This is a genomic window from Segniliparus rotundus DSM 44985 (assembly GCF_000092825.1).
Lineage (GTDB): Bacteria > Actinomycetota > Actinomycetes > Mycobacteriales > Mycobacteriaceae > Segniliparus > Segniliparus rotundus.
The window spans coordinates 1,206,138-1,228,680 of sequence record NC_014168.1; the positions used below are offsets into that span (position 1 = coordinate 1,206,138).

Below are 22,543 nucleotides of genomic sequence, written 5' to 3' on the forward strand. Positions count from 1 at the left end.
CTCGTCCTGTGACAGACGAAGCGTCGCCGCACCGCACCGCGCCGCCAGTCGAGGCTCGGGGTTTGACCAAACGCTACGGGTCCCGCACTGCGGTGGCAGATCTTTCCTTCACCCTTGAGCCCGGCCGGGTGACCGGCTTTCTCGGCCCGAACGGGGCGGGCAAGTCCACCACCTTGCGCATGATCGTGGGATTGGACGCGCCGAACGCGGGGAGCGCTTCGATCTTCGGCAAGCCCTATCGGCTGCTCGCGCATCCGCTCAAGACCGTTGGCGCGCTCCTCGACGCGAAATGGGCGCACCCGAGCCGGAGCGTCCAGAACCATTTGCGGTGGATCGCTGCGGCGGGAGGAATCCCCGCCAGCCGGGTCGCGCAGGTGCTTGACCTGGTCGGGCTCGCCTCGGTCGCCAAACTTCCCGCGCGCCAACTCTCCCTCGGCATGGCGCAGCGGGTGGGGGTGGCGGCAGCGCTGCTCGGCGAGCCGGACGTGCTGCTCTTCGACGAACCGGTCAACGGCCTCGACCCGGAGGGCGTGACCTGGATTCGCTCGCTCATCAAAGAGCTCGCCAGACGCGGGGCCGCGGTGCTCGTCTCCAGCCACTTGTTGGCCGAGATGGCCTTGACCGCCGACCACTTGGTCGTCATCGGCCGGGGCAGGCTCATCGCCGACTGTTCGGTCGAGGAGTTCATCGACCGGGCGACCGACGACGTGGTGCTGGTGCGCAGCCCGCAGGCCGACGCCCTGTCCGCGGAGTTGCAGCGGCTCGGCCATCGGGTCGAGCACGGCCAGGACGGCGCGTTGGCGGTGCATGACGCGACGAGCGCGGACGTCGGCGAGCTCGCCGCCCGCAACGGTTTCGTGCTCCACGAGCTGACCGTGCGCCGCGCCTCGCTCGAAGAGGCGTATTTGAAACTGACCGAGAGCGCGGTGGAGTACCACAGCCGCGCGCTGCCCGAGCAGACGGCTGCCGGGGCTCCGCCCGCAAGCGGGGGCGGCTCTGGAACATCGGGAACGGCAGACTCGCCGGGAACAGCAGGAGGGGCGCAGTGAACGCGATCAAAGCCGAATGGATCAAGCTCTCCTCGGTTCGCAGCACACGCGTGAGCTTCCTCTTGGTCGTGCTGCTCACCGTTGGTCTGGCCGCCATTGTCGCCGCCGCATCGGATTCTGCGGGCAATGCCGCCGCGTTGAGCGGGCTCGCCGGTGTGACCAGCGGCGTGCCAGGCCCGGGCCTGGTCCTGCTGTTGGTGTCGGCGACGGTCGCTGCGACCGGGGAATGGCGGTCCGGCACATTCCGCGTCACCTTCCTCGCGATCCCCGACAGAGCGTGGGCCCTCACGGCGAAAGCCCTGACGGTCGGTGTTCTTGGAGCGGTTGTCGGCTTTCTCTCGGCCGGGGCGGGCGTCCTGGTCGCAGGCGCGCTCGCCCGGCCTTCGGCGACCGAACTCGGCTTCGGCGGCGACCTGCGTCTGCTCTGGACGGTCCCGGTCGCAGTTTTCTTCGGCGCGTTTTTCGCGATCGGGGTCGGCAGCCTGGTCCGGCACAGCGCCGGGGCGATCACCGTGCTCGTGGTCTGGATGCTCGTCCTGGAGACGTTGGCGCAAACTCTGGTCGTCGGGATATCGGCCAAGGCCGTCAGCATCCCACAGGCGCTTTTGCCGTTCACAAGTTTTGAGAAATTCGTCTCCGGACATGGCTCTTCCATGCTCACCCAGTACTCGCCGACGATGTCGCTGTTGGTGTTCGCGACCTGGTCGCTGGTTCTTTTCGGGGCAGGCGCACTTGTCACGCTGCGCCGGGACCCCTAAGGCTGCCGCTCGTCGAGGGCGACGCGCAGCGCCGCGTCGATGAGTTCGACCGCCCGCTCCGGGGGCATGCGCGCGGGCTCCACGACAATGGCGCAGGCCAGGCCGTCGGCGACCGCGAGCAGTGTCGCCGCTCGGTTTTTCGCGTGCTCTTCGCAGATGTTCGGCCGGCTTTCGACCAGAAGTTGGGCGAGGAGTTTTTCCACGGCGGCCCGGTCGTAGCGATGCCGCCGCGCGGTCGGCTCGTCCACGGCCGCGCGGGCCATGCGCAAGGCCCACAGCACAGAGAGCTTGCGATGCGCCGGGTCCGGATTCACCAAAGCGAGCACAGCGCCGCGCAGGCGTTCCTCCGGCGGCTTCTCCTCGGCGGCCTCCTGGTGCAACCGCTCCATGAACACGCCGCCGAGCTGGTCGTTCGCGGCTTGGAGCATGAGATCTTTGGTGGGGAAGTGGTGCTGCACCGAACCGATGGACACCCCTGCGCGCGTGGCGACTCGTCGAACGCTCACCGCGTCGAAACCGCCTTGCGCCAAGAGGTCCGCCATGGCGGCGACGATGCGCCCATACTGGCTCTCCATACATGCGTACGGTACCCGCTTGCGCGAGTCGGGCCAAGACCCCTTGCGCCGGCGCTGTTTGTGGGCCCGCGCCTTTCGCTCAGTGTTCGAGGCTGGCGACGCGACCGCCTTTGGCCACCGAGAAGTCATAGGCTGATTCCGCGTGCTCGGTCTCGTCAAGGCCCTCGGCCTCGTCTTGGGGATGGGCGCGCAGGCCCATGACAGCCTTGAGCGCGAAACCAATCAGCAAGGTCATGGCCAGCGCGTAGCCCAGCACCGCCAGGGCGGCGACGATTTGCCGCCACAATTGGTCGAACCCGCCCCCGTAGAACAGCCCGTCCACGGGGCTCGCGCCAGCGGATTTGCTCGCCACAAGGCCGATCATGACGGTGCCGACCAGGCCGCCGACCAAATGCACGCCGACCACGTCGAGGGAGTCGTCGTAGCCGAGCTTGTACTTCCACTCGATGGCCACCGAGCTGGCCGCCCCGGCGACGGCGCCGATGGCCAAGGCTCCGGTCGGGGTGACATAGGCGCAGGAGGGGGTGATGGCCACCAGGCCCGCGACCGCGCCCGAAGCCGCCCCGAACGAGGTGGGCTTGCCGTGGCGGACGCGCTCGACGACCAACCAGCTCGCGAGCGAAACCGCCCCGGCGGCCAAGGTGTTCGCCAAGGCCAGCGCCGCGACGGAGTCCGCCTTGAGCGAGGAGCCCGCGTTGAAGCCGAACCAGCCGAACCACAACAGGCCCGCGCCGAGCATGACGGCGGGCAGATTGTGCGGGCGCATGGGGTCTTTCGGCCAGCTGCGGCGCTTGCCGAGCACCAGCGCGAGCGCGAGGCCCGAAATCCCCGAGTTGATCTCCACGGCGGTGCCGCCCGCGAAATCGAGCGATTTGAGGTGGTTGATGATCCAGCCGCCTCGGGAGGCCGTCAAATTGTCGGGGCAGAACACCCAGTGCGCGACGGGGAAGTACACCAAGACGCACCAGACCGCCGTGAAGACGATCCACCCGGTGAAGCGCATGCGGTCGGCGACGGCTCCCGCGATGAGCGCGACGGTGATCATCGCGAACCCGGCCTGGAACACCACGAAGACGAGCGCGGGGATGGTCCCCACCGCAGGCGCGGCTTCGTTCTGCCCGGCGAAGAGCCCGCGCAGGCCCGCGAACTGCGTCGGATCGCCGAGGAGGCCGCCGCCGAGATCCTCGCCGAAGCCCATCGAATACCCGAAGGCCATCCACAGCACCCAGACGACGGGGATGGCCGACAGGCACATCATCATCATATTGAGCACATTCTTCGCCCGGACCATGCCGCCGTAGAAGAACGCCAGACCCGGCGTCATGAGGATGACGAGGGCCGCGCTGGCGAGCACCCACGCGGTGTCCGCCGCGTTCAGGGCGTGATCGTTCACAAACGGGCTCCTTTGGTGCGTGCGTGTGCGGGACACACCGGCAATGCGGGCGATAGGGACCATAGCAGCGCCGGTCGGGACGGCTGGCGGGAGACCATCCGCTAAGGTCGAAATCCGTGCTGGTCCTTCTTCCCCCTTCGGAGACCAAGGCCGCCGGCGGCGACGGAGCCCCGTTGGATCTCGACGCGTTGTGGCTGCCCGAGCTCGCCGCTGCCCGACGGGCGCTGTTGGACGCGCTGGCCGGCCTCTCCGCAGATGTCGAGGCCACCGCTGGCGCGCTCGGGATCAGCGCCGCCCGCGCTGTGGGGCTGGCGCAGGTCAACGCCGCTGTGTGGTCGAGTCCGACGCTTCCTGCGCTGGCCAGGTACACCGGCGTGCTGTACGACGCGCTCGACGTGGCCTCGTTCACCGCCGCGCAGCGGGCGAAAGCCGAGACGCGTCTGGCTGTGGGATCGGCGCTGTTCGGCGTGGTCCGCGCCGGTGACCAGATTCCGAACTACCGGCTTTCGGCTGGTTCCAAGCTCCCCGGCTTCGGCGCTCTCGCCGCGCACTGGAAGCCAGTGCTCGAACCTGCGCTCAAGGACCAAGAATCGGGCCTTGTGGTGGATTTGCGCTCGGGCGGCTACCGCCAGCTCGGCAAGGCAGCCGGGGCGGTCACCGCGACTGTGGTGACCGAGCGCCCGGACTTCTCGCGCAGCGTGGTGAGCCATGACAACAAACACCACAAAGGCCTGTTGGCCAGGGCCTTGGCGATTTCCCGGGCTGAACCGGCCGACCTTGAAGGCGTGGCCGCTGTCGCCCGCAAAGCGGGTTTGCGGGTGGAGACTCCGTCCGCGACGGAGCTGGTGATCGTCACCTGAGCTGTCTGTCGGCGCCGAGGGGTTCGCCCATTGCGACCGTCGCGCCTGGCGCATAGGGGCCGCATAGGGCATTGGGACCTGCCGGCCTGGCTGGTCGGCAGTGCGCACGTCGCGGCCGCTGGCGGTGGGGCTTCGGCGCGCACACGTCGCGTCTCGGGCGAGCGCCCACTATTCCTGATGCCCGCAGGAGCTGTGGAGCTGGTTTTTGCGTCCGAGGTCGCAGGCTGCTGCTCCACGAGTTCTGGCTGGACGGTTCACCCCAGCCGCCACAGCGGGTTGACCGGGCCGTGCCCGCCGCCGATGCTGTAGGACCAGCGCAGCGATTCGGTCACCCAGTCTTTCGCGAAGGCCACGGCTTCGGGCACGCTCGCCCCTCGTGCCAGCGCGCATGTCATCGAAGAGGCGAGGGTGTCGCCGCCGCCGTGGTCGTTCTCGGTCGGCACACGGGGTTTCGCGAATTCCAGGAACGACTCCCCGTCGTAGAGGATGTCGACGCTTTGCGGGTCCGAGCGCAGATGCCCGCCGGTCACCAAGGCCCAACGCGCGCCGAGGCCGACGAGCCTGCGCGCCGCCTCCTCCGCGCTCGCGCGGCCGGTGACCTCGACGCCGACCAGAAGGCGGACTTCGTCCAGATTGGGGGTGACCACGGTCGCGAGCGGGAAGAGCTCGGCGCGGATCACATCCAGCGCGTCCGGCTTGAGCAGGGGGTCGCCGTGCATGGACGCGCACACCGGGTCCACGACGAAGGGGACCCCGCCGCCGCCGATGCCCGCCTCGGCGCACGCCGACACGACGGCTGAGACGACAGGGCCCGAGGCCAGCATGCCGGTCTTCGCGGCCTGCACGCCGATATCTCCCGCCACGGAGCGGATTTGCGCTCCCACGGTCTCGGCCGGGATCTCGGCCACGCCGCTCACCCCGAGAGTGTTCTGCACGGTCACCGCGGTCACCGCGGTCATGCCGTGGCAGCCGGCCAGCGCGAAGGTGCGCAGGTCGGCTTGCAGCCCGGCTCCGCCGCCGGAGTCCGAGCCCGCGATGGTGAGCACTCTGGGCGGAGTTTGCCCCGGTTGGAGCTGGCCGGGTTCGAGAGAGGGGGTTGGCACGCCTTAATGGAATCATGAGGGCGCTGGGGCGCGGCTTCGCGGGGAGGGATAGTATGAATTCTACTACTTGCTGTAGTAGAATTCCGGCCTCGGCGACTACGGTGAGAGTCGGGCGGACCACCCAGAGACGCCCGCAGCCCACGATGAGGAATGGCTATGACCGCGCTCGACGTCGCCCGATGGCAATTCGGGATCACCACCGTCTACCACTTCCTCCTCGTCCCGCTGACCATCGGCCTCGCGCCGCTCATCGCCCTGATGCAGACGATCTGGAACATCACCGCAGACGAGCGCTGGTACCGGGCGACCAAATTCTTCGGCAAGCTCTTCCTCATCAACTTCGCCCTCGGCGTGGCGACGGGGATCGTGCAGGAATTCCAATTCGGGCTCAACTGGAGCGAATACTCGCGCTTCGTCGGGGACGTGTTCGGCGCGCCGTTGGCGCTGGAGGGGATCGTCGCGTTCTTCATGGAGTCCACGTTCTTGGGTCTGTGGATCTTCGGCTGGGACCGCCTGCCCCGTGGCGCGCACCTCGCCTGCGCCTGGATGGTCGCGCTCGGCACGAACGCCTCGGCGTACTTCATCATCGCCGCGAACTCCTTCATGCAGCACCCGGTCGGCGTGCGCTACAACCCGCAGAAGCGCCGGGCAGAGCTCACGAGCATTTGGGAGCTGCTCACGAACAACACGACCCTGGCCGCGTTCCCGCACACCGTCGCGGGCTCGTTCCTCACGGCTGGGACGTTCGTGGCGGGAATCGGTTCGTGGTGGCTGGTGCGGGAGAAGTCCGGCAGGGGGCAGTTGCTCCGCCCCGCCGTCAAGCTCGGCCTCTGGACCATGGTCGCCGCGGGCGCCGTGCTGGCGGTCACCGGCGACGTCCAAGGCAAGCTCATGTTCCAGCAGCAGCCTATGAAGATGGCCTCCGCCGAGTCCCTGTGCCGCACCGAGACCGACCCGGACTTCTCGGTGCTCACCACCGGCACGCACAACAACTGCGCTTCCATCTCTCGTGTCATCGAAGTCCCCTACGCCCTGCCGTACCTGGCGAAAGGCAAATTTTCCGGGGTCACGCTGGCGGGGGTGGAGAATCTGCAGCAGGACGACGTCGAGAAATACGGCCCAGGCAATTACCGGCCGAACCTCTTCGTCGCCTATTGGGCGTTCCGGGCGATGATCGGCTGGGCGCTCGGCTCGGCGGCGCTCGCGCTCGTCGGGCTCTGGGCCACCAGGGGAGGGCGCACGCCCCCGAACAAAACGTGGTTCCGCCGCCTCGCCCTGTGGTCGCTCCCGACGCCCTTCCTCGCGAACAGCGCAGGCTGGGTGTTCACCGAAATGGGCCGCCAGCCTTGGGTGGTGGCTCCGAACCCGACCGGCGTGCGCGAGATCCATCTGACCGTGCAGCAGGCCGTTTCCGGGCACTCGGCCGCAGCCGTCGCCGGGTCGTTGGTCTTCTTCACCCTCCTCTACGGCTTCCTCGCGATCGTGTGGTTCGGGCTCATGCGGCGTTACGCCCTCGAAGGCCCGTCGGAGCACGACGCCCATCCTCCTGGCGACCGCGCCCAAGCGGACGAGGATCATGCGCCCAAGCCCCTGAGCTTTGCCTACTGATCGGAAAGGAGAAAAGCCATGGATCTGACCCACGTCTGGTTCTTCCTGGTCGCGGTGCTCTTCGGCGGATATTTCCTCCTGGACGGCTTCGACTTCGGAGTCGGCATGCTCATCCCGATCCTGGGCCGCGGCGACGAGACGAAACGGCGTGTGCTGCTCAACAGCATCGGGCCGGTGTGGGACGGCAACGAAGTGTGGGTGATCACCGCGGCCGGCGCGATGTTCGCGGCGTTCCCGCAGTGGTACGCCGCGGTCTTCTCAGGTTTCTACGCGCCTTTGCTGTTGATATTGTTCGGGCTCATCGCGCGCGTGGTCTCGATCGAATGGCGCGGCAAAATCGAGGACCCCCGATGGCGCAGATGGTGCGACGCGGGCATCGGACTGGGCTCATGGCTGCCCGCGATCCTCTGGGGCGTCGTCTTCGCCGACATCGCGGTCGGCGTGCCGCTCACCCCTGACGGGTACGTCGACGGCGGGTTGTCCGACCTGCTGCAGCCAGCGGCCCTCCTCGGCGGCGCTGCCTCATGCCTCCTGTTCCTCGTGCACGGAGCCGTGTTCGTGGCGTTGAAGACGGACGGCGACGTGCGCGAAGCGGCGCGCAGGCTCGCGACGCGGCTCGTGTTCGCGGCCGCCGCCGCCATGCTCGCGCTCGGCGCTCTGGTCGCGTTGCGAAAGTCTGACGCGTTGCCTGCGCTGGCCGGGGCTGTCGGGGTCCTCTCGCTCGGCGCGGCCGCCCTCGCGCTGCGCGCTGTGCGCGAGGGCTGGTCGTTCCTGCTCACCAGCGTCGCGGTGCTGGCGCTGACCGTGCTGTTCTTCGGCTCGCTCTTCCCGGATCTCGTCGTCTCCGCTCCTTTCCCCGAACGCAGCATCACCATCGAGTCCGCCGCCTCAAGCCCCTACACCCTGAAAATCATGGCGTGGGCCGCTCTGCTCACGGGGCCGTTCGTCCTCGTCTACCAGAGTTGGAGCTACTGGGTCTTCCGCAAGCGCGTCTCCAAGGCGCATATCCCGCCTTCAATCGGTCTCAGCCTGCGCCCCGTGGCCCCGGCCGGCGGCCAGCCCCACGAGGAGAATTGAGCAGCGCCGATGCCGCCCCCATTCGATCCCCGGTTGGCCCGAGCGAGCCGCTCGGCGCGCTGGTACCTGGCCGCGACCGGCGCGATGGGCCTTGTCACAGCAGCGCTTGTCGTCGCTTCGGCGGTGCTGGTCTCCACCCTCGTGCAGCGCGTGGCCGCGCCGGGACAGGCGGGGGGCAACGCAGAGTTTGTCGCCCTGTTGGCGGCAGTGTTCGCCGCGCGCGCGGCGGTGGCCTGGCTGCACGCCAGATACAAGCACCGGGCGGCTCCCCGCGCTGTCGCCGAGTTGCAAACCGAGCTGCTCGTCCGCATGGCCGCCGCCGATCAGCGCACGGCTGCTCTGCATCGTGATCTTGCTGCCACGCTCGTGGCACGCGAGCTCGACGGGGTTCGCGCCTACCTCACGGGATATTTGCCCGCGCTCGTGTTGTCCGCGACGGTCACCCCCGTGACGGTCGTCGCCATCGCGGTGCTCGATCCCCTCTCTGGCGTGGTCGTCGCATGCGGGATTCCCCTCGTTGTGCTATTCATGGTTTTGATCGGCCAGTACAGCCAAGGGCGCTCGGCCAAGCGGCTCGCCGCGCTCTCCCGGCTGTCCGCCGAGCTCATGGACCTCGTCGCAGGTCTTGCGACACTGCGGGCTTTGGGCAGAGAGTTCGGGCCCGCGCGTCGGGTGCGCGAGCTCGGCCGCGCGCATTATCGGGCGAGCATGGCCACCTTGCGCACTGCTTTCCTGTCCAGCCTCGCGTTAGAGCTGCTCACAACATTCTGCGTCGCCATCGTCGCTGTCATGGTGGGGCTCCGGCTCGTCAACGGCCAGATGGGCCTGTTCGCCGGGCTCGCGGCGCTGATGCTCGCCCCGGAGGCATACGCGCCGATCCGGTCGGTCGGCGCGCAGTTCCACGCGGCCCAAGACGGCGCGGCCGCCTGCGCGAAGGCCTTCGAGCTGCTCGAATGCCTGCCTGTTCGACAGCGGGGCAACCGCACGGGCGAAGCGGCCTCGGCGCTGCGGCTGTGCTCGCTCACAGTGGCGGGCCGGGACGCGAACGCCCCGGAGCGCATGGACGCGGTCCTGCGCCCCGGCGAGATCACTGTGCTCACTGGACCGAATGGAAGCGGCAAATCCACGACGCTTCGTGTGCTGCTCGGACTGGTCTCGCCCGACCAGGGCGAGGCTTTTCTCGGCGACACGCCGATCCGGGAGCTTGAGCCGCGATGGTGGTGGGACCAGGTTTTTTGGGTTCCGCAGCAACCAGTGCTGCGCCCAGGGGAGATCGGATCGAATGTCGGGCTCTCGCTCGGAGAGGTCCAACGTGTCGCGCTGGCCCGCGCGCTGGCTTCGTCCGCGCAGGTGTATCTGCTCGACGAGCCCACAGCGCACTTGGACGCGGACTCGCAGGCCCAGCTGCTGCGCTGCCTGCGGGAAAAAGCCCAATCCGGGGCGACGGTTGTGGTGGTCTCGCACCGCCCCGCGGTTGTGGAAGCCGCCGACGAGGTGGTTCGTTTCGGCCCGCGAGTCCGGGAGCGCGCCTGTGGCTGAGTTCTGGGGGGTGCGGCGAGGCGTCGCTTTGCTGTCCTTGCGCCCGGCGCGGGTCGCGCTCGCGCTCTGCGCCGGGGCGGCGACGCATCTGTGCGCGCTCGCGCTCACCGCGCTCTCCGGTTGGCTGATCCTGCGGGCTTGGCAAATGCCCCCGGTGCTCTCCCTCTCCATCGCCATCGTCGCGGTCCGCGCGCTCGGCCTTTCCCGAGGGCTTTTCCGGTATCTCGACCGGTTGGCCGCGCACCGGGTGGCGCTCGGCGGGCTCGTCGGCGCGCGCGAACGGGTGTACTCGGCGTTGGCCGCTGGGAACCCGTCCGCGACATGCGGCATGCGTCGAGGAGAGCTTGCCGAACGTCTCATGGCCGACCTCGACGCTGTCGGCGATGTGGTGGTCCGGGCGCTGTTGCCGTTCGGGGTCGCTCTTGTGACAGCGGCTTCGGCGGTGATCGCGATGGTGTTTTTCGCCCCGGGGGCCGCCGTGGTCCTCGCGATGGCCGCAGTCCTTGTGATCGGCGCAGTCCCCCTGCTCGCCGTGCGCGCCGCGCGCGCGGACGAAGAGGCGGGCGTGCTCGCGCAGACCACATACGTGGCGGAGGCGGCGACCGTTCTGGAACATTGCGACGAGCTCCAGGTCGCTGGGGCGTTGCCGAAGGCATTGGCAGTGATCGGCGATTCCCAGTCCAGCGTTGTCGCGGCTCGGGACAGAGCGGCGAAGCCCCATGCCTGGGCGGCTGCCGCATTGCCGTTCGGGACGGGGCTCGCCGTGTTGGCGGTGTTCAGCGACACCGGGTTGGCCCAATCCGCCTCGGCGCATCCGGCGGCGCTCGCCGTTGCGGTGTTCTTGGCGCTCGCCGCGTTCGACGCGGCTTCCGCCTTGCCGGAGGCGGCCGGGCGCTTGGTGGTGGCGAACGCGGCGGCGGTCCGCGTCCTTGGCCTTCTCGACAGGGCCGGGACACGCGCGGGGTCGCGGTCGGACCGGGGCCGGCCGCCTGCCGCTGTGGCTCCTGCGCACATCCGGGCGGAGGAGCTTGCCGTGGGTTGGTCCGCCTCCTCGGCTCAGCGGCTCGGCAGCATCGACATCGCCCCTGGCTCCCGGCTCGCGGTGCTCGGCCCGAGCGGCAGCGGCAAAACGACGTTCCTGTTGACGCTCGCCGGCCTTGTGCGGCCCCAAGGCGGCGAGGTGCGCGGGCTGGCGCCCGATCCTGCGGCGTTGCGCGCCCAGGTGGCGTATTTCCCTGAGGACGGCCATCTGTTCGCCACCACGGTCCGAGAGAACCTTTTGGTGGCGAATGGCGCGGCGGCCGCGGACGAGATCGAAGCCGCCCTCGCAGCCGTGGACATGCTCAGCTGGGCGCGCGGGCTCCCCCAAGGGATGGACACCGTCCTGACCGGGGGAGCGCAGGCCGTGTCGGCTGGGCAGCGCAGGCGGCTGTTGCTCGCGCGGGCATTGGTCTCGCAGGCCCCGGTGCTGCTTTTGGACGAGCCGACCGAACACCTGGACGCACAGTCCTCAGCGGTGTTGCTCCGCAGGCTGCTCACGCCAGAGGGCTCCTTGGTCCCCGCCGGACGCACGGTCGTCCTCGCGACGCATCATCGTGAAGCAGTGTCGGGTTGTCGCGCGCTGGAAATGCCCGCGAAGGGGGCGAACCGGTGACCGGCGCGCTCAACGGTTTCGCGGTCATTTTCGTCCTGGTGGCGATTGGTTATTGCACGGCGAGGTTCCGGGTGCTCGGCGAGCACGGCGTCGTCGTGCTCGCCCGCCTCGTCTACTCCGTCGCCACCCCGGCCCTCTTGTTCGAGATGCTCGCGAAAACACCGATGTCCTCGGTCTTCTCGCCCGAAGTCCTCGTCGCGGGGGCGGCCGTGCTCGTGATCGCCACAACGTATTTCTTCGTGGCCAGGTTGCTCTGGCACAAGGACATGCAGTCGAGCGTGCTCGGCATGCTCGCCGCCTCGTACGCCAATTCGACGAACCTCGGCATCCCGATCGCCGCCTTCATCCTCGGCGGGCAGCAGTACGTCACGCCGCTTGTGCTTTTCCAAATGGTCTTCTACCAGCCGTTCGCGATCATGCTGCTCAGCCTTGGCAAGTCCGTTCCGGGCAAACGGCGCCTCGTGGAGGCTTTGCGCGGCTTCGCGAACCCGATGCTCGTCGGCGGACTGCTCGGCGTGGCGGCGAGCGCAACCGGATTGCCGCGGCCGGTGTTCTTGGACTCCTCGCTCGCCATGATCGGGGCAATGACCGTGCCCTCGGCCCTTTTGGTCTTCGGGATGTCGTTCGTCGCAGGCTCGACGTCGGATCAGGAGAAGGCTTCTCGGCGCGAGCTCTGGTTCGCGGTCCTGCTCAAGAGCGTCGCCTACCCGGTTGTCGCCTATGCGCTCGCCCGTTTCGCGTTCGGCTTGGACATGTCCGCCGCGCGGGCTGCGACGGTGCTCGCCGCCTTGCCGACCGCGAACATGGTGTATGTCCTTGCGGTCCGGCACAACCGTTGCCAAAGTCTGGCACGAGACGTCTCGCTGGCGACCACCCTCGTTTCGATTCCCGTCGTGTTCGCGATTGTCTGGTTCTTCGGCTGAGCTCATGCCAAGCGGACAAGTTCGAAGACAGGATTTCGGCGAGCCCCGCCCGATTGGTATTCAGTGAAAGCAGCAAGCCCGCTCCACGAGCGCTCGCATGCTCGCCTCGTGGTCCTCGCCGAAAAGCTCGCGAGCGGGCTCCCGAAGAACAATTTTGTTCGCCAGTTCGGTATTCCGCGCAATTCGGGCCGCACTTCGCTGACCTGGGAATTTTTTCATATTTCATAAAAATGATCCGGGAAGCCGATGGGGTCGGAGAATTCGCCGATGCCATGCCTCACAGAATTTGTTAGCATGGCAAGGCGCGCATGTCGTGCGATGAATGGCATCGGAAGGAACCAGTTTCATGACAAACACCTCCAGCAACTCGAAGGCCAAAGACAGCACGAAAGACGAAGAAGCGGCGGACGGCACTCGCGCCCGCAGCGCTATCACGGGAAAGTTCGTGAAAGAATCCACGGCGAAACGCCATCCGAAGAACACAGTCGTCGAGTCCACGGACAACGACGGCGCCGAGAAAAATTCGGACGGCAAACAGCCGAGGAGCGCTATCACGGGAAAGTTCGTGAAAGAGTCCACGGCGCAGCGCCATCCGAAACAGACGGTGGGCAAGACGTACAACAGGTCGTCGGCAAAGGACTGAACGCATCCTTGTGGCGAGTCCCGTCGAACGCCGGACGGATTCGAAGGCAGGGAGCGCGCAGCGCTCAGCAGCTCCGTGATCCCGTCCTGGTCCACGGGCCGACCGCAATGCGGCCCGTGGACCAGGACGCTCCTTGCCTCGCTTCGCGTGTCACACGGGGCTGATCGGCAGATACAGTCGCGTGTCACACAGGGCTGATCGGCAGATACACTTGTGCGCCCGCCTCGGCGAACTCGCGAGACTTCTGCTCGAAGCCTTCGGCGATGAGGGCCTCGTGCGCGGCGGCTTGCTCCCTGATGTCGGCGGAGATCCGCATCGAGCAGAACTTCGGCCCGCACATCGAGCAGAAGTGCGCTTTTTTCGCGGGCTCGGCGGGCAGCGTCTCGTCGTGGTAAGCCATTGCGGTGTCCGGGTCGAGCGACAGCGCGAACTGATCGTGCCAGCGGAACTCGAACCGGGCCTTCGAGAGCGCGTCGTCGCGCTCCTGGGCTTTGGGGTGCCCCTTGGCCAGGTCTGCGGCGTGGGCTGCGATCTTGTAGGCGATCACGCCCGCTTTCACATCGTCGCGGTTCGGCAGGCCCAGATGCTCCTTGGGAGTGACGTAGCAGAGCATCGCGGTTCCTGCTTGCGCGATGATCGCGGCGCCGATCGCGGAGGTGATGTGATCGTATGCTGGAGCGATGTCCGTGGCCAGCGGCCCGAGCGTGTAGAAGGGGGCCTCCTCGCAGAGCTCTTCCTCCAAGCGGACGTTCTCCACGATCTTGTGCATCGGGACGTGTCCGGGCCCTTCGATCATGACTTGCACCCCGTGGGATTTCGCGATTTTGGTGAGTTCGCCCAAAGTCCGCAGCTCGGCGAATTGCGCCTCGTCGTTGGCGTCGGCGATGGAACCAGGTCGAAGGCCGTCCCCGAGGGAGAAGGTCACGTCGTAGTCGCGCAAGATCTCGCACAGCTCCGCAAAGTGCGTGTAGAGGAAAGACTCCTGATGGTGCGCCAGGCACCACGCGGCCATGATCGAGCCGCCGCGCGAGACGATGCCGGTGACGCGCTTGGCGGTGAGCGGCACATGGCGCAGCAGCACTCCGGCGTGCACGGTCATGTAGTCCACGCCTTGCTCGCACTGTTCGAGGACGGTCTCGCGATACAGCTCCCAGGTGAGCTTGACCGGGTCGCCGTTCGCTTTCTCGAGCGCCTGGTAGATCGGGACCGTGCCCACCGGCACGGGGGAGTTGCGCAGGATCCATTCCCGCGTCTCGTGGATGTCGTTGCCGGTGGAGAGGTCCATGATGTTGTCCGCGCCCCACCGGGTGGCCCACACCATCTTTTCGACCTCTTCGGCGACGGAGGAGGTGACGGCCGAGTTGCCGATGTTGGCGTTGATTTTCACCCGGAAGGCTTTGCCGATGACCATCGGTTCGACTTCGGGGTGGTTGCGGTTGGCGGGAATGACCGCGCGCCCCGCCGCGACCTCGCGCAGGACCAGTTCCGGGGCCACGCCTTCCCGAACGGCGATGAAACGCATCTCAGGTGTGAGGACCCCGGCGCGGGCGTGTTCGAGCTGGGTGCGGAACGGCCCCCCGGGGCGGGACCACTGATCGCGCAGTTTCGGCAAGCCCCGGCGCAGGTCGATGGCCGGATTGTCTTCGGTGTACGGGCCGGAGGCGTCGTACAGGTCCACGTTCTCGCCGTTGGTGAGGTGCACCCGGCGCACGGGCACGCGCAGCTCGCCATGCTGTTCGTACTGTTTGGCACTGCCGGTGAGCGGCCCAAGGGTGAGCGCGTGCGCGTCCGGGTCGGTGTGGCCGCTGCGGCGTGAGGCCTGCGCTCCTGCTGCGATAGTCATATGAAGTGCTCCCTACGTCGGTGTTAACCGGACAGGTTCAGTCGGTCGGCAGGTCGTCCTGCCCTCTCAGCCCGCGTCCACGGGCCCCCGAGCGATGTGTGCGGCCAGGCTGTCGACCGCAGGCCCAGCCTACAGCGCGAATCTCGCCGCCGTCGGCCAATCCCGCGCGGGACGCGCCTCCGCCGTCGCGCCTTCGCCGGGCGCGCGTGTTCTGGTAGGCTTTTTTGGTCCCAGTCTCGCAAGGCGCAGACCGCAACGAGCTGCCGAGAAGAAAGTCCGGCGAACTGGCCACCACCGCAGACCTATGCGCCTGATAAGGACTTTCAGCATGCAGCCCCGGGCTTTGCCGCGAGCGGCTCGGCCGGCTGGCGGCTTCTTGAAGGGCCGAGTCGGCGGATACTGTGTACCGAAGGAGTGTCTTGCACGTTTCAGAGTCCCCCCTGCCTCTCGCAGGGCTCGCGACTCTCATCGCGCGGCCCCTCGGCGCGATGGCGGGCGGGCGCGACGGCGGCCAGATCCTTTCCCCGTCCGGCGCGCTGGCGTTCGTCGTGTCGGCGGTGGCGCAGAGCGGCCCCGCGTTGGTGGTCGTGCCGGGGGAGCGGGAAGCCGGGACGCTCGCGCAGGAGCTCGCCGACCTCATCGGCGCGCAACGCGTCGTTCTCGTCCCGGCCTGGGAGACTTTGCCCCACGAGCGGCTTTCGCCGAGCCTTCGCGTCGTCGGAGAGCGTCTATGGGGATTGCGCCGCTTCTTAGGGCGAGAGCCGAGCGAAGGCCGAGCGCCCGATGTCGCCGTCATGAGCGCGCGGTCGTTCATCCAGCCCGTCGAACCCGCTGTGCTCGACGTCGAGCCGGTGCGATTGCGGGTCGGCCGCGAGGAGGACCTGACAGAGCTCGCCGAGCAGCTGACCGCGCTGGGCTACACGCGAGTGGACTTGGTCGCCGAGCGCGGCGACTTCGCGGTGCGAGGCGGGATCCTGGATGTTTTCTCGCCCCTGGACGACCACCCGGTGCGGGTCCAGTTCTGGGGCGACGAAATCACGGAGCTGCGGTCCTTCTCGGTGATCGACCAGCGTTCGCTCAGCGGCGGGTCGGAAAACGGCGCCGGACAAGACCGGACGGAGCTCATCGCCCCGCCAGTTCGAGAATTGCTCATCACACCGGAGGTCCGCGAGCGGGCTCGCGCCGTGGCGGACGGCGCCTCCATGCCCGCGCCGGTTCTCGAGGCGCTCGCCAAACTGGCCGAAGGGGTCGCGACTCCCGGTGTGGAAGCGTTGCGGGACGTGTTGTCGGGGGCGCCGCTGAAGAGCCTGGCCGATATGCTCGAACCTGGAACGCGGCTCGTGCTCGGCGAGGTCGAGCGGGTCGCCGCCCGCGCGGTCGACCTCATCCGCACCGACGAGGAATTCCGCGCCGCCGCCTGGCAGGCCGCGTCCGAGGAATCGGCTCCGATCGACAGCACGGGCTGCGCGTACCGCGATGTGGCGTCTCTGCGAGAGCAAGCTCGGGCGCGGGGTTGCGCGATCTGGGAGGTCTCCTCCCTGCCGAACCCGGCCCAGCTCGACTTCGGGCTCTCGCTGCCAGAGGTCGCGCGTCCCGGCGAGCCGGTGCTCGAATCCGTCGTCGTCGCGCTCCGAGGCCAATTGGCCTCCGGTGGCGTCGCAGTGGTGGTCGCCCAAGGCCAAGGCACCGTGCAGCGCGTTGTGGAGCAGCTGCGCGCAGCGGATCTTCCCGTGCGTGCCGGGGCGGGCGGCGAGACCCCGCAAGCGGGCGTGGTGACTGTTCTGCGCGGCGCTTTGGCGAACGGCGTCCGGCTGGCCCCGCCCGGTGGCGGCGCTGTGCCCGACCCGCCGAACGTCCTCGTCCTCACCGAGGCGGAGCTGACGGGCGCGAAGACGACGAATATCGGACCGCCCAAACGGCTCGGCACGCGAAGGCGCGACCAAGTGGACCCGCTCGCGCTCAAAGCGGGCGACTATGTGGTGCACGACCAGCACGGCATCGGGCGGTTCGTGGAACTGGTGGAACGGACTGTTGGCGGAGCCAGACGCGAGTACGTGGTCGTGGAGTACGCCTCCAGCAAACGAGGCCATCCGCCTGATCGGCTCTATGTCCCGATGGACGCCCTCGACCAGCTCAGCCGGTACGTCGGCGGCGAGTCCCCGGCGTTGTCGAAGATGGGCGGCTCGGACTGGGCGACAACCAAGCGCCAGGCCCGCAAGGCGGTGCGCGAAGTCGCCTCCGAGCTGGTCCGCCTCTATGCGGCGCGGCAAAGCGCCAAGGGCCATGCTTTCGGCCCGGACTCCCCGTGGCAGAGCGAACTCGAAGGCGCTTTCGCCCACGCGCCGACTCCGGACCAGTTGACCACCATCGGCGAGGTGAAGGCGGATATGGAGCGCGAGGTCCCCATGGACCGAGTCGTCTGCGGGGACGTGGGCTTCGGCAAGACCGAGATCGCGGTGCGCGCCGCGTTCAAAGCAGTCCAGGACGGCAAACAGGTCGTGGTGCTCGCTCCGACGACGCTGCTCGCCGACCAGCATCTGCGCACCTTCTCCGAGCGCATGGCCCCGTTCCCCGTCACGGTCAAAGGCCTGTCTCGGTTCACCGACCCCGCCGAGTCCAAAGACACGGTCGCCAAAGTCGCGGACGGCCAAGTGGATGTTCTCATCGGCACGCATCGCGTGCTGCAGTCGAAAGTGAAGTTCAAAGACCTCGGCCTGGTGATCGTCGATGAGGAGCAGCGTTTCGGCGTCGAGCACAAGGAGCACATCAAAGCGTTGCGGGTGAACGTGGACGTGCTCACGCTCTCTGCCACCCCCATTCCTCGGACGCTGGAGATGAGCCTCACCGGCATTCGGGACATGTCCACGATCCTCACCCCGCCCGAGGAGCGTTTCCCCGTGCTCACCTACGTCGGAGCCCACGACGAGAAGCAGGTCGCCGCCGCGCTCCGCCGGGAGCTGGTGCGCGACGGGCAGGTCTTCTACATCCACAACAGGGTCAGTTCGATCGACAAGACCGCCGCGCGCCTGAAAGAGCTCGTCCCAGAGGCGCGTGTCGCGATCGCGCACGGCCAAATGGGCGAAGAGCAGTTGGAGGCAACCGCTGAGGCGTTCTGGCGCGGCGAGCACGACATCCTGGTCTGCACCACCATCGTCGAGTCCGGTTTGGACATCGCCAATGCGAACACCCTTGTCGTGGAGCGCGCGGACACCCTCGGCCTGGCCCAGTTGCACCAGTTGCGCGGCCGGGTCGGGCGCGGCGGCGAGCGCGCGTTCGCGTACTTCCTCTACGACCCGGAGCGTTCGCTGTCCGAGACGGCGCACGAGCGCCTCGCCACCATCGCGCAGCACTCCTCACTCGGCTCGGGCATGGCGGTGGCCATGCGAGACCTTGAGATACGGGGCGCGGGCAATGTGCTCGGCCATGAGCAGTCCGGGCACATCGCCGGCGTCGGTTTCGACCTCTATATCCGTTTAGTGGGCGAGGCGGTGGTCGCGTACCGCGCGGCGCTCGACGGCGAGGAGATCCCGACCGCGCCTTCCGAAGTCCGTATCGACTTGCCCGTGGACGCGCACATCCCGGTCGCCTACGTCGCGAGCGAACGGCTGCGCCTCGAAGCGTACCGGGGCCTCGCCTCAGCCGAGGACCACGCACAGCTGGAAGCGAAGACCGCCGAGCTCGAAGACCGCTACGGACCTGTTCCGCCCGAGGTCGCGCGGCTGCGGGAAATAGCAGAGCTCAAGCTCCTCTGCCGCCGTCACGCGATCACAGAGGCAGCGGTGGCGGGACGGCGGTTGCGCCTTTCCCCGGTGTCGCTCCTCGATTCTCAGCAGGTCCGCCTCGCCCGCTTGTTCCCAGGCTCGCAATGGCGCGCCACCTCGGGGGTGCTCACGGTCCCGTTGCCTTCGTCCGGTTTCGGCGAAGCCGCGCCGGACGGCTCGGCGTTGATCGATTTCGTGCGCCGTGTGGTGCATGCGATCCACGCCCCGCCGCAGGCCCAGTCCCAAAGCGCGGGGGCTTCTGCTTCGCAGCGAGCTGTTCCCGCCGCAGGAGGAGCCCGATGACGGAGTTGCGCGAGTCCGAGCTGCGCACGCCGAGGCGTGCCGAGCCCGCAGACATGGCTGCCCGGCCGCAGCGCAGACGTTGGCTGTGGCCCGCCGCGCTCTGCGCCGGGCTCATCGTCGTCGTCGCGCTCGCGTATGTTTCTTCGACCAACGAGCCGCAATTGATCGAGGTGACTCCGCCGCCCGCGGGCGACGAGGTGCCGGATCTGTTCGGGCCGAATCCGAGAACCCCGACCGCGCAGCTGTTCGCCGCGTGGGCAGAGCCGATTTCCCGGCGCACCCGTATTCCCAAACGAGCGCTCATGGCGTACGCGAACGCGATTGTGCTCTCCCGGCAGAACGACCCTGGTTGCGGTATCGCTTGGACGACATTGGCGGGCATCGCGTCCAAAGAGAGCTCGAACGGCGCGCACGGCAACGCCGCCATCGCGCCGAACGGCGATGTGCGGCCGAGGATTCGCGGGCACGCGCTTGACGGGACCGACGGAACGCCCAAGATGGTGGACACCTATGAGCAGCCCAATCCGGACGGCGCCCCCGTCTACGTCCGGGCGAAAGGGCCGTTCCAGTTCATCCCGGAGACGTGGGACCGCAATAAGACCGACGGCAACGCGGACGGAGTCTACGATCCGGACAACATCGACGACGCCGCTGCCACAGCCGCCCACTATCTTTGCTCCCGAGGCGGGGACATGACCACCCCGCAGGGGTGGCGGGACGCGCTGAGGGCCTACAATGATTCGCCGGTGTATTTGCTCGACGTTCGAAAGCGCGCGGCTGTGTACGCCAACGGCATCGGCTTCTGATGGAGCCATCGCTCATAGAGCTCAGGACGTACAGCCTCGCCAACGGCGGCAGCGCCGTCGGCAGGCACGAGCATCGGGCGGTCTTTGTGCGCGGTGCCTTGCCGGGGGAGGCTGTGCGGGCGCGCGTCGTGCAGGACAAGGGCTCCTACTGGCACGCTGATCTTGTCGAAGTCCTGGAGGCTTCGCCGCATCGGCGGCCTTCGCTCTGCCCTATCACGGAGCAAGAGGATTCTGGGTGCTGCGATCTTGCTTTCCTCGACCCGCATGCCGCTCTGGAGCTCAAAGGGCGCGTGGTCGCAGAGCAGCTCGCCCGACTGGGCAAAGTCGCCTGGGAGGGCTGCGCCGAAGTTTTGGGCGAGCCCACCCGTTGGCGCACCAGAGTGCGCCTGGCCGTTGACCAGGCGGGCCGGGCCGGTTTTCACCGCTACCACAGCAAAGAGCTGGTCAGCGACCTCGCCTGCCCGCAGCCTGTGGCGGGCGCTTTGGACGGATTGCAGAAGCTGCGCTTGCCTGCGGGCGCGGAGGTCTTCGTGGTCGTGGACGACGAAGGGGCACGCCATGTGCAGCTCGCCGACCGCACACGCGGCAGACGCAACCTCGAAGGGCCAGGGATCGCGACGCAGCGTGTGGGCGAGCGGGTGTGGCGGGTGCCGGTGCAGGCCTTCTGGCAGCCGCATCGCGATGCGGCGCGGCGTTACACCGAACTCGTCGCCCAATGGGTCGGCGAGGCGCCGGGAGCTGTGGCGTGGGATCTGTACGGCGGCGCCGGGTTGTTCGCGGCTGTGCTCGCGCGGGCGGTCGGCCCGACGGGACGGGTGTTCACGGTGGATTCCGCTGGCGCGTCGAGCCGGGCGGCGGCGGCTTCGCTGAAAGACCTCCGCCATGTCGAAGTGCTCTCCGGTCCGACGGGGAAACTTTTGGCGGGCTTGCCCTCGGCCCAGGTGGCTGTCGTCGACCCGCCGCGTGCCGGAGCGGGCAGAGCTGTGATCGCAGCCCTCGCGCGGACGGAGCGCGTCATCCACATCGGCTGCGAAGCCGCCGCGTTCAGCCGCGATGTCGGGCTGTACGTCCAGCAGGGCTACGCGGTGCGCGAGATCCGGGTGTTCGACGCGTTCCCCCTGACGCACCATGTGGAATGCCTTGCGCTGCTGGAGCGCGTCAACGCCCCCTAAGGCGTTTGCTGAGGGGAGTGTTTCTCGTGATGTGTTCCCGAACCACGGCGACTCCGCCCCAGAACGAGAAGCCTTGGACTTCGATCTGCGGCTGTCCTGGCTCGCCGGGACCGCTTGCTTTGTCGCTGAATCCAGCCATGATCGCGCCGCCGCGCACCTGCAATCCGGCTTCGCTCGGCACGATGATTTTGACTCCGCCCATGATCGCCCAGACCCAGATGCGTGTCTGCGTCGCGTGGAAAACCGCATGGCGCAAGTCCACGAGCCCGCCGCCCCAGAAGACCACGATGTTGATTCGCGCTGGAACCGCCCATTCGCCCTGTCGGCGCAAACCGCCCAGCACAGCGAACAGGGTCGTTCGCCCTGGACCCCCGTCGCGGCCATGGGCGAAGCGCCACGTTCGCGGTCGGACCACCAGGTCGCGGGTGATAGCTTCGAGTTCGGCGTGCGTCTTCGCCGAATACACCGCTTTGGCCCGCTGGTCGAACTCGCCCACGTCCAGCTGTCCTGCGCTCATAGCTTGGCTGAGCAGCTCTGTCACGCGCTCTCGGTCCGTGTCGCCCGCCCGGTACGGGGGCGGGGGCGGTAAGAAGGGGGCGAAGAGCTCCGGGTTCGGCCCGCGCCGTTGGCCGCGTTCGGGTTGTTCGGCCGGATGCCGACTGCTCGCCATGCGCTCGAGCATACTGCGCTGTGATCTGGCCGCGCGCTGTGATCTGGCGGGCTTCGCAGGGCTTGAGCAGCTCCTCGGCCTCGCTGCGTCGCTTTGACGGATCGGGGCCAGCCTCAGCGGCCGTATCTGAGGAATTTTTTGAACATGGCTTTGCCCTTGCCGTAGGGGCGTTCCACATGCACGCCGCTCAGCACAGACAGCCCGTTGACAACCACCTTGGGCCGTCCGCTTTCCCCGGGCCCGCTCGCCTTGTGTTCGAATTCGCCCATGATCTCGAACCCTTCGACGCGAAGGTCGAGCTCATGCGGGACGATGACTTTCGTGCGCCCGAACAGCGACCAGACGTTGATCCGCGCCTCGGGGGAGACGAATGAGGCTTCGCGCAGATCGAGGAATCCGCCGCCGAAGAAGACGAAAACATTGAGCGTCTGGGGCACCACCCAGGCTCCTCGACGGCGGAACCCGCCGAACACTCCGAACAGCGTGACCAGCTTGGGGCCCGAACCGGGCACCACGGCCAAGGGGACTCCGAGCGTTTCGACGTTGAGGTCGCTGGTGACCGCTTCGAGTTCAGCATGTGTTTTCGCTGAGTACACCGCTTGCGCGCGCCGCTCGAATTCGCCGATGTCGATCTGGCCCGCGCCCACGGCCCTGCCGAGCAGCTGCGTCACCTGCTCTCGATCGGCGTCTGAGGCGCGGTACTTGGTCTCAGGCAGGGCGGCAGGCCACAACTGTTGACGGCTGGGCCGGTCCTCTGGCTGACTCCAACTGTCCGACATCGGACCAGGATAGCGCTCTCGGTCCAG

General features: G+C 68.0%; 18 protein-coding genes and 1 riboswitch. Of the genes, 12 read left to right on the plus strand and 6 right to left on the minus strand.

The features are described from left to right. The first annotated feature begins 8 nt into the window (after positions 1–8). Together SROT_RS06190 and SROT_RS06195 are read left to right on the plus strand one after the other, a co-directional pair. Entirely contained in the window at positions 9–1,049 is a 1,041-nt protein-coding gene (locus SROT_RS06190; protein WP_013138164.1) for an ABC transporter ATP-binding protein, read from the plus strand. Then, on the plus strand, positions 1,046–1,807 hold the full coding sequence (locus tag SROT_RS06195; RefSeq protein ID WP_013138165.1) for an ABC transporter permease: 762 nt from the start codon (positions 1,046–1,048) through the stop codon (positions 1,805–1,807). Before SROT_RS06190 ends, SROT_RS06195 begins: the two co-directional genes overlap by 4 nt. Here SROT_RS06195 and SROT_RS06200 read toward each other — a convergent pair. Together SROT_RS06200 and SROT_RS06205 are read right to left on the minus strand one after the other, a co-directional pair. Beyond that, on the minus strand, positions 1,804–2,382 hold the full coding sequence (locus tag SROT_RS06200) for a TetR/AcrR family transcriptional regulator (RefSeq protein WP_013138166.1): 579 nt from the start codon (positions 2,380–2,382) through the stop codon (positions 1,804–1,806). The two genes, SROT_RS06195 and SROT_RS06200, sit on opposite strands and share 4 nt — an antisense overlap. A gap of 79 nt (positions 2,383–2,461) precedes the next feature. Then, entirely contained in the window at positions 2,462–3,775 is a 1,314-nt protein-coding gene (locus SROT_RS06205; protein ID WP_013138167.1) for an ammonium transporter, read from the minus strand. 116 nt (positions 3,776–3,891) lie between these two features. Between SROT_RS06205 and yaaA the strand changes: the two genes are divergently transcribed. Next, positions 3,892–4,635, plus strand: coding sequence for a peroxide stress protein YaaA (yaaA, locus tag SROT_RS06210; protein WP_013138168.1), 744 nt, complete (start codon positions 3,892–3,894; stop codon positions 4,633–4,635). Positions 4,636–4,889: 254 nt separating this feature from the next. Here the strand turns inward: yaaA and thiD are convergent, their stop codons facing one another. Next, positions 4,890–5,738: a bifunctional hydroxymethylpyrimidine kinase/phosphomethylpyrimidine kinase gene (thiD, locus tag SROT_RS06215; RefSeq protein ID WP_013138169.1), complete on the minus strand. Its 849-nt coding sequence runs from the start codon at positions 5,736–5,738 to the stop codon at positions 4,890–4,892. Between the two features lie 156 nt (positions 5,739–5,894). Between thiD and SROT_RS06220 the strand changes: the two genes are divergently transcribed. The 6 genes from SROT_RS06220 (at position 5,895) to SROT_RS06245 (ending at position 13,182) form a co-directional block, all read left to right on the plus strand. Further along, on the plus strand, positions 5,895–7,346 hold the full coding sequence (locus SROT_RS06220) for a cytochrome ubiquinol oxidase subunit I (protein ID WP_013138170.1): 1,452 nt from the start codon (positions 5,895–5,897) through the stop codon (positions 7,344–7,346). Positions 7,347–7,364: 18 nt separating this feature from the next. Then, positions 7,365–8,423, plus strand: coding sequence for a cytochrome d ubiquinol oxidase subunit II (gene cydB / locus SROT_RS06225; protein WP_013138171.1), 1,059 nt, complete (start codon positions 7,365–7,367; stop codon positions 8,421–8,423). Positions 8,424–8,432: 9 nt separating this feature from the next. Further along, a complete protein-coding gene (locus tag SROT_RS06230) occupies positions 8,433–9,962 on the plus strand; it encodes an ABC transporter ATP-binding protein/permease (protein ID WP_013138172.1) in 1,530 nt (509 codons plus the stop codon). Further along, a complete protein-coding gene (cydC, locus tag SROT_RS06235; protein WP_013138173.1) occupies positions 9,955–11,616 on the plus strand; it encodes a thiol reductant ABC exporter subunit CydC in 1,662 nt (553 codons plus the stop codon). The genes SROT_RS06230 and cydC overlap by 8 nt, the downstream gene beginning before the upstream one ends. Beyond that, the gene (locus SROT_RS06240) at positions 11,613–12,539 is read left to right on the plus strand and encodes an AEC family transporter (RefSeq protein WP_013138174.1); all 927 of its coding nucleotides are present in this window, start codon (positions 11,613–11,615) and stop codon (positions 12,537–12,539) included. The genes cydC and SROT_RS06240 overlap by 4 nt, the downstream gene beginning before the upstream one ends. Positions 12,540–12,885: 346 nt before the next feature. Further along, positions 12,886–13,182 carry a hypothetical protein gene (locus tag SROT_RS06245; RefSeq protein ID WP_013138175.1) on the plus strand — a complete coding sequence of 99 codons (297 nt, stop codon included), beginning with the start codon at positions 12,886–12,888 and terminating at the stop codon, positions 13,180–13,182. Between the two features lie 184 nt (positions 13,183–13,366). On the opposite strand, the gene thiC is transcribed toward SROT_RS06245, so the two are convergent. Beyond that, positions 13,367–15,025, minus strand: a complete 1,659-nt coding sequence (thiC, locus tag SROT_RS06250; RefSeq protein WP_013138176.1) for a phosphomethylpyrimidine synthase ThiC — start codon at positions 15,023–15,025, stop codon at positions 13,367–13,369. Next, positions 15,018–15,126, minus strand: a riboswitch (TPP riboswitch). (Overlaps the previous gene by 8 nt.) A gap of 387 nt (positions 15,127–15,513) precedes the next feature. Here thiC and mfd point away from each other — a divergent pair. Genes mfd through SROT_RS06265 form a run of 3 tightly spaced genes read left to right on the plus strand, consistent with a single transcriptional unit; the run spans position 15,514 to position 21,067 of the window. Continuing rightward, positions 15,514–19,089 carry a transcription-repair coupling factor gene (gene mfd / locus SROT_RS06255; RefSeq protein WP_049773408.1) on the plus strand — a complete coding sequence of 1,192 codons (3,576 nt, stop codon included), beginning with the start codon at positions 15,514–15,516 and terminating at the stop codon, positions 19,087–19,089. Then, positions 19,086–19,895 carry a lytic transglycosylase domain-containing protein gene (locus SROT_RS06260; RefSeq protein WP_013138178.1) on the plus strand — a complete coding sequence of 270 codons (810 nt, stop codon included), beginning with the start codon at positions 19,086–19,088 and terminating at the stop codon, positions 19,893–19,895. The genes mfd and SROT_RS06260 overlap by 4 nt, the downstream gene beginning before the upstream one ends. After that, complete coding sequence (locus tag SROT_RS06265; RefSeq protein ID WP_013138179.1) at positions 19,895–21,067, plus strand: class I SAM-dependent RNA methyltransferase; 1,173 nt, start codon at positions 19,895–19,897, stop codon at positions 21,065–21,067. The genes SROT_RS06260 and SROT_RS06265 overlap by 1 nt, the downstream gene beginning before the upstream one ends. On the opposite strand, the gene SROT_RS06270 is transcribed toward SROT_RS06265, so the two are convergent. Next, the gene (locus SROT_RS06270) at positions 21,054–21,737 is read right to left on the minus strand and encodes a DUF1707 SHOCT-like domain-containing protein (protein WP_083777914.1); all 684 of its coding nucleotides are present in this window, start codon (positions 21,735–21,737) and stop codon (positions 21,054–21,056) included. The two genes, SROT_RS06265 and SROT_RS06270, sit on opposite strands and share 14 nt — an antisense overlap. A 113-nt stretch (positions 21,738–21,850) precedes the next feature. Then, positions 21,851–22,516, minus strand: a complete 666-nt coding sequence (locus SROT_RS06275) for a DUF1707 SHOCT-like domain-containing protein (protein ID WP_013138181.1) — start codon at positions 22,514–22,516, stop codon at positions 21,851–21,853. Positions 22,517–22,543: the final 27 nt, after the last annotated feature.